The following is a 13,718-nucleotide window of genomic DNA, read 5'->3' as shown; positions in this document are numbered from 1 at the left end:
CACTTCAGTACCGGTAAGGTTCGTGGTCGAACAGCGGGAACGCGCTGAACACGCTCGGCGCGTTGGTGGCGGTCGCCGGATGCAGGCAGGACTTGTTGACGTCGGCGAACGAGGTGGCGCCCAGCAGGCCGAGGCAGCGCAGCACCTCGTCCTCCAGGAGCTCCAGCATCCGCATGACGCCGGCTTCGCCGGCCGCCGCCAGCGCCCAGCATTGCAGCCGGCCGATGCCGACGAGGTCAGCGCCCGCCGCGATGGCCTTGACGATGTCGGTGCCGCGGCCGAAGCCGCCATCGACCATGATCTTGGCGCGGCCCCTCACGGCATCGACGATCTCAGGGAGCACGTGCATGGCGCCGCGGCCGTGATCAAGCTGGCGGCCGCCATGGTTGGAGACGTAGATCCATTCGACGCCGTGATCGATCGCGATCAGCGCGTCCTCGGCAGTGGCGATGCCCTTGAGGATCAGCGGGATCTTGAACTTGTCCTTGATCATCTTGACGGTCCGCCACTCCAGGCCCTTCTGGTAATCGCCGCCGGTGGCGCGCAGGCGGCTCTCGCGAACGTAGCGCTTGGCGATGTCACGTTCGCGACGGCTGTAATGGGCGGTGTCGACGGTCAGGCAGAACGCGGCGTAGGCGTTCTTCTCGGTCCGGCTGACGACATCGGCGACGAAGGCGTCGTCGCCGCGAACGTAGAGCTGGTAGAGCCGCAGCGCATCGGGGGCGGCCTCGGCGGTCTTTTCCAGGCCAGGCTCGGACACCGAGCTCAGCATGTGCGCCGCACCAAAGGTGCCAGCCGCGCGCGCTACGCTGGCAGCGCCATGCGGATCGAAGATCTCGAGCGCGCCGACGGGAGCCAGCACCACCGGCAGGCGCATCTTGCGGCCGAACTGCTCGACGGAGCCGTCGACCTTGCGGACGTCGCGGAGCACCCGCGGGCGAAAGGCGATCTCGTCCAGCGCCATGCGGTTGCGCCGCATCGTGGTTTCGGTCTCGGCGGCGCCGACGATATAGTCCCAGGCATTCTGGTTGAGGTTGGCGCGCGCCTTCCGGATGAATTCGTGCAGATTCTGGAACGGCTCGTTGCTGGCGCCGAGTTCGACGTTCCTTTCCGGCCGGATGCGGGGCGCGTCGTTCATTGTAGTCCTCCCGAGAATTTGAAGTCTTGTTGTCATCGCCTATCGCGTCCGGCCCTCCAAAACCATCCTAAAATCGCATAGCTGCGAGGCGTGGGCCGGTCGACCGATTCCCGCTTCCCGCGCGAACCGGTTTCGGAACGTTGCCAAAAGTTTAGGTCCGGACGAAGGGATTTTTACCGTGGACCCGCCGTCGTGGCGTTCCGGCCTTGAAGAAACCAGAATGGTATTGTGAGAAGCGAGCTGGATCGCCATTTGCATGGCGCCCCAGCCCCAAGCAAAAAAGGCCAGTCCATCCATGCGGAAAACCCTGCTGTTCCCCTTGGGCGCGCTTACCGGAGCGTGCTTGACCCTTCTGGTAGCCAGCCCGCACGGCGGCGTATGGGCGGCACGGGCGGCGGCGAGCGCGGATGATGCCTATTCCCAGCTCAACCTGTTCGGCGAAGTGTTCGAGCGGGTAAAGGCGAGCTATGTCGAAAAGCCCGACAACGCCAAGCTGATCGAAGGCGCGATCACGGGCATGGTGACCTCGCTCGACCCACATTCGCGCTACATGAACGCCAAGGCCTGGACCGAGATGCAGGAGACCACCTCCGGCGAGTTCGGGGGGGCTCGGCATTGAGGTCACGATGGAGGAGGGCCTGGTCAAGGTCGTCTCGCCGATCGACGACACGCCGGCCTCGAAGGCCGGCATCCTGTCCGGCGACCTCATCAGCAAGATCGACGGCGAGGCCGTCCAGGGCATGACGCTCGAGCAGGCCGTCAACAAGATGAAGGGCCCGGTCGACACGAAGACCAGGCTGACCATCGTGCGTAAGGGCGCGGACGCTCCGCTCGACGTTTCGATCACGCGCGAGATCATCCACGTGCGTCCGGTGCGCTTCCATGTCGAGAATGGCGACATCGGCTATATCCGCGTCACCTCGTTCAACGAGCAGACCACCGATGGCCTGAAGAAGGCGATCGCGTCGATCTCCAAGGACGTCCCGCCGGAGAAGCTCGTGGGCTACGTGGTGGACCTGCGCAACAATCCGGGCGGATTGCTGGACCAGGCCGTGTCGGTGTCGAGCGCGTTCCTGCCGCGTGGCGAGGTCGTCTCGACCCGCGGCCGCAATCCGGAAGAGACCCAGCGTTTCACCGCGCATGGCGGCGATCTCACCAAGGGCAAGCCGCTGGTCGTGCTGATCAACGGCGGCTCGGCCTCAGCTTCGGAGATCGTGTCCGGCGCGCTGCATGACCACAAGCGCGCAACGCTGATCGGCACGCGTTCGTTCGGCAAGGGCTCGGTGCAGACCATCATTCCGCTCGGCGCCGGCAATGGCGCGCTGGCGCTGACCACGGCGCGCTACTACACGCCGTCGGGCCGCTCGATCCAGGCCCAGGGCATCGCGCCTGACATCGAGATACTCCAGGATGTGCCGGCGGAGCTGAAGGGCCGGATCGACACCATGGCGGAGTCCCAGATGCGCGGCCATCTCTCGGCCGCGGACGGCACCGAGCAGACCGGATCGCAATCCTACGTTCCGCCGGAAGAGAAGGACGACAAGGCCCTGCACGCGGCCTTCGACTTCCTGCACGGCGTCACCGCGAACGCCGTGGCGGCCAAGCCCGCGCCGAAGGCTGCGGTGCCGAACTAAACGTTTGCGACCGCCAGACATCGCCCGGGAGTGGATGACCGCTCCCGGGCGAATTTGTTTTTGGACGCTGTCCCAGCCGGATTCATCGCCGCAACGGTGGCCTCGTAGCGGCCTCTCTGCCGGAGACCTAGCTTGCCTCGCGGCGGCAGCTTTCGTTGCCACCGCGCTGGGCGAGGCGGCTGCGATGCAGCGCGAATAGCTCCAGCACCTTGTCGGCCGGTTTTGCGGCGCTGAACAGATAGCCCTGCATCTCGGAGCAGCCGAGTGCGCGCAACAGGCGCTGCTGCTCCTCGGTCTCGACGCCTTCGGCCGTGGTGGTCATGCGGCGGGCAGCCGCGAGGTTGACGACGGCCTGAACGATGCTGGCGGAGCCGTCCGGGCCGGCGATGTCGTCGACGAAGCAGCGGTCGATCTTGATCTTGTCGAACGGGAAGCGGTGCAGGTAGCTCAACGAGGAGTAGCCCGTGCCGAAATCGTCGAGCGCGATGCGCACGCCGATGGCGCGCAGCTGATGCAGGATCGCAAGCGCGGTGTCGTCGTCGCGGATCAGCACCGCCTCGGTGATCTCGAGCTCGAGCCGGCTCGCCGGCAGGTTCGACGCAGCGAGCGCTGCCATGATCTTCAGCGCCAGCGTGCTGCTCTTGAACTGCACCGGCGAGACGTTGACAGCGAGACGGATGTCGGCGGGCCAGTTCGCGGCGTCCCGACAGGCGGTGGCCAGCACCCATTCGCCGATCTCGTTGATCAGCCCGGTATCTTCGGCGATCGGAATGAATTCGGCCGGCGAGACCATGCCGCGCTCGGGATGGCGCCAGCGCACCAGCGCCTCGCAGCCGGTGATGCGGTCGTCCTTCAGGCCGAGGCAGGGCTGGTAATAGACCTCGAGGCCGCCATGGGCGATGGCGTGGCGCAGGTCGATCTCGAGCTGCCGCCGCTCGCGGACCTTGGCGTCCATCTCCGGCTTGAAGAAGCGATAGGTGTGACGTCCTGCGGCTTTGGCGGCGTACATCGCCATGTCCGCGTTCTTCAGGATCTGGTCCAGCGCCGTGCCGTGTCCGGGCGCCAGCGCGATGCCGATGCTGGCGTCGGTGGTGAGGTGATGGCCCATGCAGTCGACGGGTGTGCGGATGGCATCGAAAACCCGCGCGACGAGATCGTTGACCCGATCCAGCGACGTCACCGCGCTCTGTACGATGGCAAATTCGTCGCCGCCGAGCCGCGCCACGAAGTCCGCCGGGCCTGCGCAGCGGCTGAGGCTCGTGGCGATCGATTTCAACAGCTCATCGCCGACGAGATGGCCGAGGGCGTCGTTGACGCCCTTGAACTCGTCGATGTCGATGTAGTGCACCGCGATCTCTTCGCCGTCGGCGATCGCAGCCAGCTCCGCGCGCAGGTGCTCGTGGAACATGGCGCGGTTGGGCAGGTCGGTCAACGCATCGTAATGGGCGAGGTGTGTGATGCGCTCCTCGATGCGCCGCCGCTCGGTGATGTCCTCGTGCGTCGCCACCCAGCCGCCGTCTACGAGAGGTTCGTTGAGGATGTGGATCGAGCGTCCGTCGGAGGTGTCGACCACCATGGAGTTGCGCAGGCGGATGTTGCGCAGCACGCGATCGACATAGCTGTCGATATCGCCTGTGAAGGAGCCGGTCGCCTTGCGGTGCGCGATAATGTCGTGGAAGCTGGAGCCGGGCTTCACCACGTCGGCCGACAGGCCGTACATCTCGATGTAGCGCTGGTTGCACACCACGAGCCGCTGCTCGGCATCGAACAGCAACAGGCCCTGGGTCATGTTGTTGACGGCGCGGTCGAGGCGCAGCTTCTCAAGTGTCAGCCGCCCACGGGAAGCGCGGTGCTGCTCCAGCAGCTTGCGCACGATCGCGATCAGCACACCGGCGATGGCGAGAGCGGACGCGCCGGCGACCGAGATCAGGATGCCGATCTGCTCGCGCCAGTCCGTCAGGGCCGCCGCGCGCGTCGTGGTAGCCATCATCAGAATCGGGAAGTGGGGCAGGGCGTGCCCGGAGATCAGCCGGTCCTCGCCGTCGACGGGGCTTATGAATCGGCCGGCGAAGTGATCGAGCCCGAAGATCCGCTGCTGCTCGAACGAGCCGTTCCTGAAACTGCGTCCCATCAACTCGCTGGAATGGGGATAGCGGGCGAGCAGCGTGCCGTCGCGATGCAGCATCGAGATGCTGGAGCCTTCGCCAAGCACGACGGACTCGAAGAATTTCTCGAAATTGGCCGGCTCGATGCCGCGCCCGACGATGCCCATGAACTCGCCGTTCGGCCCCACGATCTTGCGGACGATCAGAATGGTCCAGGCGCCGGAGATGCGGCTGTGCACCGGCTCGATGAGGACGTCCGGCGCGTTGGGGTCGTATCTGAAAGTCCGGAAGTAGGCGCGGTCGGCGACGTTGACCTTCGGAGCCGGCCATGCCGTCGACGAATTAATCACGTTGCCTTCGGCATCGATGACATTGACGCCGCCCATGTAGGGGAGCGCCTCGATCTTCGAGCGCAGCATCCGGTGGATGTCCTGGCCGGAGAGGCGCTCGCGATAGTCCTCCGCGGTGGTGATGCTGGTCGCGCGAACGTGGTCGACGAAGTCTTTCTGGATGACTGCGAAATCGTGCAATTGCTGGTCGAAATGATGCGCAAGCAGCAGCACGGTGTTTTCCAGCTCGCGTGAGCTGTTGCGCAGTGCGCGCTCGCGGAAGTTCTGCGCCATCAGGACCGAGCCGACGGCGATCGCTGCGATCAGGAGCGTGCCACCCACCACCAGCCAACGGATCGGTCCGCTGCGCACGAAGGCCTGGTCAAAAAGGCGGCTGCCGTATTTCGTCGTCATTCGATCGTTGCCGTACACACGTCAGGATCGATTTCAGATCCCCAAAGCATCCGTCGGTTTACTGGAACGGTGTGGAGGCAGCGTTAGGAAGCGCGGTTAATACGACATGAATGGCCGCGCGCAAATGCGATCAATGCGCGGGGCGAGAGATGTGCGGGGCGTGCCGGAAACTCGCGCGATGCCGGTCAATTCCTGCCGGTCGCGCGATGATACTCCAAGTTCGGATCGATCAGCTCTTCGCTGCGCTGATCGTCCGCGTGCCGCTGCGCGCCAGGATCGCCACCACGATCAGCGCCGCGACGATGTTCGCGGAGGCGCTGAGCAGGATCGGCAGCGTGTAGCTGTGATTGACGTCGTAGACGAAGCCGGCGGCGCTCGGGCCGACAAGCGTGCCGAAGGCGACGCTGGTGTAGAGAATGCCGATGATGCCGCTGACGTTGCGGCCGCCAAAATAGTCCATCACAACAGCCGGCAGGACCGCGACCCAGCCGCCATAGAACACGCCGTAGACGAAGGCGAAGGCGGCGAGGGCCCAGACATTTGCCGCAACAGCCCAGATCGCCATCGCGAATGCCATTCCTATCAGCACCATGATCAGCGAGCGGTCGCGGCCCATCCGGTCGGCGAGCGCGCCGAGGAAGAACCGGCCTGCGGTGCTGCCGGCGCCGATCATCCCGAGCAGCAGCACGGCAGGGGACGCCGTAACTCCGTTGTCGCGCGCATAGGGCACGAGGTGGACGAAGGGGACGAAGGCGCCAAAGGAACAGATGAGGCAGGACACATAGAGGCCGACAAACTGGGGTGAGCGGACGGCCTCGCGCACCGAAGCGCCGCCGGCATTGGTGGCACCGGAGGTTTCGCGAGGTGGATCACCATCCGGGCTGAGGCCCCGGTCCTTCGGATCGTTCTCGATCAACAGCGAAAGCCCTCCGCCAATCACCAAGGCGATCGCGCCGAGCACCAGATAGGCGCCGCGCCAACCGACCGAGGCGATCAGAGTTGAGGCGAACGGCGGCATGGCCAGCGTGCCGAGCCCGATGCCGCTGACCGCGAGGCCGGAGGCAAAGCCACGGCGCCTCACGAACCAGCGTTGCACCGCGCCGATGGCGGGAACATAGGCGCAGCCGACCCCGAGGCCGACGCCCAGCCCATAGGCGAGATAAACCTCGACAAGCGAGCGCGCTGTGCTCGCGGCCGAGAGCCCGACAGCGACCAGGATCATGCCGATCACTGCAAGCGGGCGCGAGCCGACCCGGTCGGCGAGGGGGCCACTGACGAGACCGAGCGCGAAGTAGAGAAAGCCAGCGATCGAAAACACCAGCGAGATCGAGCCGCGCGAGGCGCCGAAGTCGCGCTGCAGCGGCTCGAGAAAGGCACTGAATGTGTAGGCCGAGCCGAAACCCACGAACATCACGGCGAATGCCGCCGCAACAACGAACCAGCCGTGGAAAACGCTTCGATGAGGCAGCGTGGATTGAAGGGTCAATGTTGCCTCCGCGAGGTGAGGGAAGGATGGCGGCGATGCCAGGACGTGGTGCGCTGGAACGCCGCCCCGGCACGCACGAGCATGGCCTCGTCGAGATGGGCGGCGACGAGCTGGAACGCGATCGGCAGCCCGTCTGCGGATGCTCCTCCCGGCAGTGTGATCGTGGGATGACCGGTCATGTCGAACGGGCAAGTGTAGCGCTGCAGCTTCGCGATCAGGTCCGGCTGCTCGCCGAGCGTCCGGATCATGGCGAGCGTCACGGGCGGGAACGGGTGCACCGGGATCAGGAGCAGGTCGATGGTCTCGAATAACGCCGCCACCCGGCCGCGCAGCGCCAGCCGGCGCAGCAGGATCTTCTGATAATCGAGGGCGGAGAGCGTACGACCGGCCTCGATCACCGAGGCGAGGATTGGACCATACTCATCCTTGCGGGCAGGATAGGTCGCCTCGTGCGCGACCGCAGCTTCCACCGCACAATTCGGCGTCCAGTCGGCGATCGCCTGCATCACGTCAGGAAATCTGACATTGACGATATCAACGCCAAGCGCTCGGAAAGCATCGATCGCGTCCGCCAGCGCGCGCTGCGTCGCGACGTCCACGTCGTCGTTGTTCCAAGCGGCGTCGACGCCGATCCGCAAGCCCCGCACGTCCTGTGTAGCCGCGGCCAGATAGTCGGGCACAGGATCGAACAGCGACGTCGGATCGTTCGGATCGTGTCCGGCGATGACACCAAGCAGCGCGCCGGCATCGACCGCGCTGCGGCCGATCGGCCCGACATGGTCGAGCGTCGCAGCCAGCTCGAACGTGCCATGGCGGCTGACGCGGCCCCAGCTCGGCTTCAGCCCGGTCAGGCCGTTGGCGGCGGACGGCCAGCGGATCGAGCCCCCGGTGTCGGAGCCGAGCGAGCCGAAGCAAAGTCCGGCAGCGGTCGCGACCGCCGGGCCGCTGGATGAAATGCCCGGCCAGTAAGCCGCATTCCACGGATTCTTCGGCGGCGTCACCAATGGATGGTGATCGGAATAGGCGCCCTCGCTGAGTTGCACCTTGCCGAGCACCACGGCGCCCGCATCCTTGAGCCGACGCACGACCGTTGCGTCTTCACCGGGACGAAAGTCGCGATGAAGAATGGTGCCGGCTGCCGTCGGAATGCCCTTGGTCCAGAAAAGATCCTTCAACGCAATCGGCACGCCATGCAGCGGGCCCCGATACCGGCCATGTGCGATTTCGGCGTCCGCGGCTTTCGCCTCGGCAATGGCTGTGTCCGCCATCACGTGAACGTAGCTACCGAGTTCACGATCCAGGGCGTCGATACGGTCGAGTTGCGCGCGCGTCACGTCCAGCGCGGAGATGTCGCGCGCCTTAAGACGTGCAGCGAGCTCTGTGAGCTCGAGATAGTGCAGGGCGTCGGCCACGGCTCGCGGCTCCCTTCTTGTTGTTGCAATGACGTTCGATCTCGAAGAGATTCGACACCAGTATAGATATGATACAGGTGTCGCTTGCTGTCAACCAGTAAATATGTTTTACTGGTGTTCAAATATCCGGTGTTTCGATGTCGAAAGAGTCGCGCAAATTCAAAGTTCCCGACGCGCTGGCGAACGTCTACGACTTCGCCAATACGCTCGATGTTCGCCATTTCACGCATTTCGGCGTGGAGCACCCGCAGGGCGACGAAATCGCCGGGCCGAGACAACTTGCGGACTGGATGCAGGAACGTGGCCTTGGCACTGAGGGTGGACGCGTTACGCCCGCGATGTTCGAGACCGCGCTGCGGCTGCGCGAGGCGTTACGTGCCTATCTGCAATGTGACCCGGCCGAGCGGCGCCGGAACAAGGATGTCCTGGGCGCGCTCGGCGATGCGCTGGCGCCGTTTCCGTTGCGAGTGGAGGCGCGCGCCGGGCGCGGCGCGATATTGTCGGCAGCGCGCGAGGACGCGCTCGCTGGCCTGTCGACTATTGCGATCGAGCTTCATGACGCAACGCTTGTGGGAACGCTGGACCGGTTGAAGATGTGCGCGTCGGAGGAATGTCGCCGGGTGTTCTTCGACCGGTCGAAACCATCGACGCGGCGATGGTGCATGTCGACGCTGTGCGGCAATCGGATGAAGACGCGCGCCTATCGTGAGCGGCAGCGCGAAGCTAAATAGATGGCGCTCAGACGCGGTAATGGCCGGACTTGCCGCCCAGCTTCTCGACGAGATGGATGCCCTCGATGCGCACGCCGCGCTCCACCGCCTTGATCATGTCGTAGATGGTGAGGCAAGCGACCGACACCGCGGTGAGCGCCTCCATCTCGACACCGGTCGGACCCGTGACCTTCACGCTGGCGCGGACGAGGCAGCCGGGCAGCTTCGCGTCGGGCTCGATGTCGACCGTCACTTTCGAGAGCGCCAGCGGATGACAGAGCGGGATCAGCTCGGAGGTGCGCTTGGCCGCCATGATCCCGGCGATGCGCGCGGTGCCAAGCACGTCGCCCTTCTTGGCGTTGCCGGACACGATGAGATCAAGCGTCGCCCTGGTCATGACGACGCGTCCTTCCGCGACCGCGATCCGTTCGGTCGCGGGCTTGTCCGAGACGTCGACCATCCGCGCCTCGCCGGAGGCGCCGATATGGGTGAGGGCAGGGCCGGCCTTGGTCTTGGCTGGCTTCGTCCTGGCTGGCTTCGTTTTGGACGGCTTGCGCGCCATATCAGCGCGTACCCGTCGCGCGCGCTGCATTCTCGCGCGCAAGCAGCGTGCGCGTGGCGGCAGTCACATCGGCCTGCCGCATCAGGCTCTCGCCGACCAGGAAGGTCGACATGCCGACGCGCTCGAGCCGGGCAAGATCGGTGGGCGTGAAGATGCCGCTCTCGCCGACCATCAGCCGGTCGCCGGGGATCAGCGGCGCCAGTGCTTCGCTGGTCGCGAGCGTGGTCTCGAAAGTGCGTAAGTTGCGGTTGTTGACGCCGATCATCGGCGAGCGGAGCTTCAGCGCGCGGTCGAGCTCGGCGCGGTCGTGAATCTCGATCAGCACGTCCATGCCGTAGGCGAGGGCGGCGTCCTCGAGATCCCTGGCGGTCGCATCGTCGAGGGCCGCCATGATGATCAGGATGCAGTCGGCGCCATGCGCGCGGGCCTCAGTCACCTGATAGGTGTCGAACATGAAATCCTTGCGTAGCACCGGCAGCGAGGTCGCCGCGCGCGCCGCCACCATAAAGTCGAGGTGGCCCTGGAAAGAGGGCGTGTCCGTCAGCACCGAGAGGCAGGCGGCACCGCCGGCCTCATAGGCCTTGGCGAGCTGTGGCGGATCGAAATCGGCGCGGATCAGCCCCTTGGACGGCGAGGCCTTCTTCACTTCGGCGATCAGCGCGTACTCGCCATTGCTGTGCTTGGCCCTGATCGCGCGTACGAAGCCCCGCGGCGCCGGTTGCGCCTTGGCGTTGGCCTCCACCGCCGACAGCGGCTGCGCGCGCTTGGCCGCGGCGATCTCCTCGCGCTTGTACGCTTCGATCTTAGTCAGGATGTCGGACATGACAGGCTCAGCCGTTCGAGACCGCGATCAGATGCTTCAGCCGGGCGTTCGCCGCGCCGCTGTCGAGCGACTTCGCGCCGATCGCGACGCCCTCCTTGAGGTCCCTGGCGCGGCCGGCAACGACCAGCGCGGCAGCGGCGTTCATCAGCGCCACGTCGCGGTAGGGGCTCGGCTTGCCGTCGAGCACGCTTTGCAAAGCGATCGCGTTGGCCTCAGCGTCGCCGCCCCTGAGCGCGCCGGGCTCGCAGCGCGACAGGCCGGCGTCCTCCGGCGTCACCTCGAAATTCCGGATCTCGCCATTGTGGAGCGCGGAGACGAAGGTCGGGCCGGTGAGGGTGATTTCGTCGAGGCCATCGGAGCCGTGCACCACCCAGGCGGATTCGGAGCCGATGTTCTTCAGCACCTGTGCCAGCGGTTGCACCCATTGCCGCGAGAACACGCCGACCATCTGCCGCTTCACGCCGGCCGGGTTGGACAACGGGCCGAGCAGGTTGAAGATCGTGCGCGTCGCGAGCTCGACCCGGGTCGGGCCGACGTTCTTCATGGCGGGATGGTGAGCGGGGGCGAACATGAAGCCGATGCCGCACTCATGCACGCAGCGGCCGACCTGCTCGGGCCTGAGGTCGATCTTCACCCCCAGCGAGGCCAGCACGTCGGCGGCGCCCGAGCGCGACGACAATGCGCGGTTGCCGTGTTTGGCGACGGGCAAGCCGGTGCCCGAGACGATGAAGGAGGCGCAGGTCGAGACGTTGACCGAGCCGGAGCCGTCACCGCCGGTGCCGACGATGTCGACGGCGTCCGCGGGCGCATCGACGGTGAGCATCTTTGAGCGCATGGCCGAGACCGCGCCGGTGATCTCGTCCACGGTCTCACCGCGCACCCGCAGCGCCATCAGGAGGCCGCCCATCTGCGAGGGCGTGGCCTCGCCGGACATCATGGCGTCGAAGGCGGAAGCGGCTTCGTCACGCGACAGGCTGGCGCCGGTCGCGACTTTTCCAATGATCGATTTCAGGTCGTCCATCGCGTGCTTTCAACTCACTGGTTCGCGCCGGTCACCTGCGCGAAGGCGGCCTGATTAATGGTGGTCCCGATGTCGGTTTCAAGCTTGTTGACGTGGGACGCGACCTGCTCCTCGGTCAGCGAGCGGGCGAGGCTGTCCTTCAGCTTCTTGGCCGCGTCGGAGGTCACATCGAGTGCGGGATCGACGATGTCAGTGACGCGGAAGACGATCACTTCGCTGCCGCCTGTCACGGCCGTCTGCCCAACACCATCCTTGGCGGTGCGGAAGGCGGCCGCAACGACGGCTGCGGGCACGCCGGCGGGCGTGTCGTCGCGCTTGAAGCCGGTCGCGGTCTCGATCTTGAGGCCGAGCGCCGCGGCCTCGTCGGCGAGCTTGCCGCCCTGTTCGAGCTTCTGCACCATCTCGGTCGCCTTGGTCTTCAGCCTGGCGGCGATCTGGTCCTGGCGCCAGCGCGCCTCGACCTGGTCGCGGACCTCGTCGAGATTGCGATCGCGCGAGGGCGTGATGGCAAGCACGTCGTACCAGACATAGCCGCCCTTGAACGAGATCGAGTCGTTGTCGACGCCGACGTCGGTGTTGAAAGCCTGCGACACCACGTCGAGGCCCTGCGGGATGTTGGCGACCGGCTGGCCGTTCGGGCCGCGGCCGGAGCGGTCGACGGCGTCGATGGTCACGGCGGTGAGGCCGAGCTTCTGCGCCGCGTCAATCACGCTGGAGCCGCCGCCGCGCTCGTCCTCCATCTTGTCGCGAAGATCGGCGACCTTGACATGCGCCCGCTCGGTCGCGATCTCGCGCTTGATGTCACCGGCGAGGCTTGCGTAGTTCGCCTCGACGCCCGGCTCGATCTTGTCGACCTTGACGATAGACGTGCCGAGACGGCCCTGGATAGGCTGGCTGATCTCACCTGCGGGAAGCGAGAAGGCGACATCGCCGACCGCGGGGTCGAGCGAAGACTTGGTGACGAGGCCAAGATCGACGTCGGACGCGGTCAGTCCGCGCTCTTTGCCGAGATCCTCGAACGACATACCGCCGACGAGTCGCTCGCGGGCGGCCTGCGCGTCTGCGGCGTTGGGGAATACGATCTGATGGATCTGGCGCTTCTCCGGGGTGCCGAGCCGGTCCTTGCGCTGCTCGAACACCTTCTTGGCGTCCTCGTCGGAGACGTCGCTCCACTTGCCGATCTCTTCCGGCGAGATCACGACGAAGGCGATCTTGCGATATTCAGGCGCACGGAACTGGACCTTGTGGTCCTCAAAATAGGCGGCGAGTGCCTCGGGCGAGGGGGCGTCGATAGTGCCAGCCTGGGCTGCGTCGAGCTTGACGAAATCGATGGAGCGCTGCTCGTTTTGGAAGCGCGTCAGTACGTCGATCAAGGTCTTCGACGGCTCGAGGCCGGCGCCGATCGTGCCGGTGAGCTGCCGGCGCAGCGACACCTTGCGCTGCTCGGCGACGTAGCGCTGCTCGGTGTAGCCGAAATTGCGGATCATGGCCTGGAAGCGGTTCGGATCGAAGTTGCCGCCTACGCCCTTGAAGTTGGGGTCATTCATGATGAGTTGGCGGATCTGTTCGTCGGACTGGCCGAGGCCGATCCGGCGCGCCTCTTCGTCGAGCGCGGCTTCCGCGATCGTCTGCTGCAGGACCTGGCGGTCGAGGCCGAAGGCGCGCGCCTGGTCGGGCGTCAGCGGGCGGCCGAACTGGCGGCTGATCTGCTGCAGGCGGTCGGTATAGATCTGGCGGAACTCGTTCAGCGAAATCTCGGTGCTGCCGACCTTGGCGACCGTGGATTGTCCGAAGCCGCGGAAAATGTCGGCGATGCCCCAAATGCCGAAACTGATGATCAATACGCCCATCACCACGGCCATAATGGTTTTGCCGAGCCAGTTTGATGAGGCCTTGCGCATTCCTCGAAGCATTTGGTCCAACTTGTTTGGCAGGAGGGGAACGGGAGCGCGTCTTAATGCAGATTCCGCAAAAGCGCGTCACCGAATTGATAGATCATCATAAAGTGGCGGCTTTCCCCCCGCAACCTCAGGTCACGCGCTCGTTCGCGGCTGCGGTTAAAAGCCCCTGGTCTCTGGAACTGC

General features: G+C 65.6%; 9 protein-coding genes and 1 pseudogene. 2 read left to right on the top strand and 8 right to left on the bottom strand.

Annotated features, from left to right (window positions below; all coding sequences use genetic code 11):
- Positions 1 to 4: 4 nt before the first annotated feature.
- Positions 5 to 1,138 carry an alpha-hydroxy acid oxidase gene (locus tag AC629_RS10380; RefSeq protein WP_084804692.1) on the bottom strand — a complete coding sequence of 378 codons (1,134 nt, stop codon included), beginning with the start codon at positions 1,136 to 1,138 and terminating at the stop codon, positions 5 to 7.
- A gap of 295 nt (positions 1,139 to 1,433) precedes the next feature.
- Between AC629_RS10380 and AC629_RS10375 the strand changes: the two are divergent.
- A pseudogene (locus AC629_RS10375) lies at positions 1,434 to 2,772 on the top strand (S41 family peptidase).
- A gap of 127 nt (positions 2,773 to 2,899) precedes the next feature.
- On the opposite strand, the gene AC629_RS10370 reads toward AC629_RS10375, so the two are convergent.
- From AC629_RS10370 to AC629_RS10360, 3 genes are all read right to left on the bottom strand, one after another.
- Positions 2,900 to 5,620: a bifunctional diguanylate cyclase/phosphodiesterase gene (locus AC629_RS10370; protein WP_084804691.1), complete on the bottom strand. Its 2,721-nt coding sequence runs from the start codon at positions 5,618 to 5,620 to the stop codon at positions 2,900 to 2,902.
- Between the two features lie 229 nt (positions 5,621 to 5,849).
- Positions 5,850 to 7,106 (bottom strand): MFS transporter, encoded by a 1,257-nt coding sequence (locus AC629_RS10365; protein WP_084804690.1) that lies wholly within the window; start codon positions 7,104 to 7,106, stop codon positions 5,850 to 5,852.
- The gene (locus tag AC629_RS10360) at positions 7,103 to 8,518 is read right to left on the bottom strand and encodes an amidase (protein WP_084804689.1); all 1,416 of its coding nucleotides are present in this window, start codon (positions 8,516 to 8,518) and stop codon (positions 7,103 to 7,105) included. Before AC629_RS10360 ends, AC629_RS10365 begins: the two co-directional genes overlap by 4 nt.
- Positions 8,519 to 8,655: 137 nt before the next feature.
- On the opposite strand from AC629_RS10360, the gene AC629_RS10355 reads away from it, so the two are divergent.
- On the top strand, positions 8,656 to 9,249 hold the full coding sequence (locus AC629_RS10355) for a CGNR zinc finger domain-containing protein (protein WP_084804688.1): 594 nt from the start codon (positions 8,656 to 8,658) through the stop codon (positions 9,247 to 9,249).
- Positions 9,250 to 9,256: 7 nt separating this feature from the next.
- Here the strand turns inward: AC629_RS10355 and moaC are convergent, their stop codons facing one another.
- The 4 genes from moaC to AC629_RS10335 are packed head-to-tail and all read right to left on the bottom strand — an operon-like array spanning position 9,257 to position 13,547.
- Positions 9,257 to 9,790: a cyclic pyranopterin monophosphate synthase MoaC gene (gene moaC, locus AC629_RS10350; RefSeq protein WP_084804687.1), complete on the bottom strand. Its 534-nt coding sequence runs from the start codon at positions 9,788 to 9,790 to the stop codon at positions 9,257 to 9,259.
- A 1-nt stretch (position 9,791) separates the two neighbouring features.
- The gene (gene trpC / locus AC629_RS10345) at positions 9,792 to 10,613 is read right to left on the bottom strand and encodes an indole-3-glycerol phosphate synthase TrpC (protein ID WP_084804686.1); all 822 of its coding nucleotides are present in this window, start codon (positions 10,611 to 10,613) and stop codon (positions 9,792 to 9,794) included.
- A 7-nt stretch (positions 10,614 to 10,620) separates the two neighbouring features.
- Positions 10,621 to 11,634, bottom strand: a complete 1,014-nt coding sequence (gene trpD / locus AC629_RS10340; protein WP_084804685.1) for an anthranilate phosphoribosyltransferase — start codon at positions 11,632 to 11,634, stop codon at positions 10,621 to 10,623.
- A 14-nt stretch (positions 11,635 to 11,648) separates the two neighbouring features.
- Entirely contained in the window at positions 11,649 to 13,547 is a 1,899-nt protein-coding gene (locus tag AC629_RS10335) for a SurA N-terminal domain-containing protein (protein WP_084804684.1), read from the bottom strand.
- Between the last annotated feature and the right edge of the window lie 171 nt (positions 13,548 to 13,718).

The organism is Bradyrhizobium sp. NAS80.1, assembly GCF_001908205.1.
Classification (GTDB): Bacteria; Pseudomonadota; Alphaproteobacteria; order Rhizobiales; family Xanthobacteraceae; genus Bradyrhizobium.
This window is presented reverse-complemented; position numbering and strand designations above follow the sequence as displayed.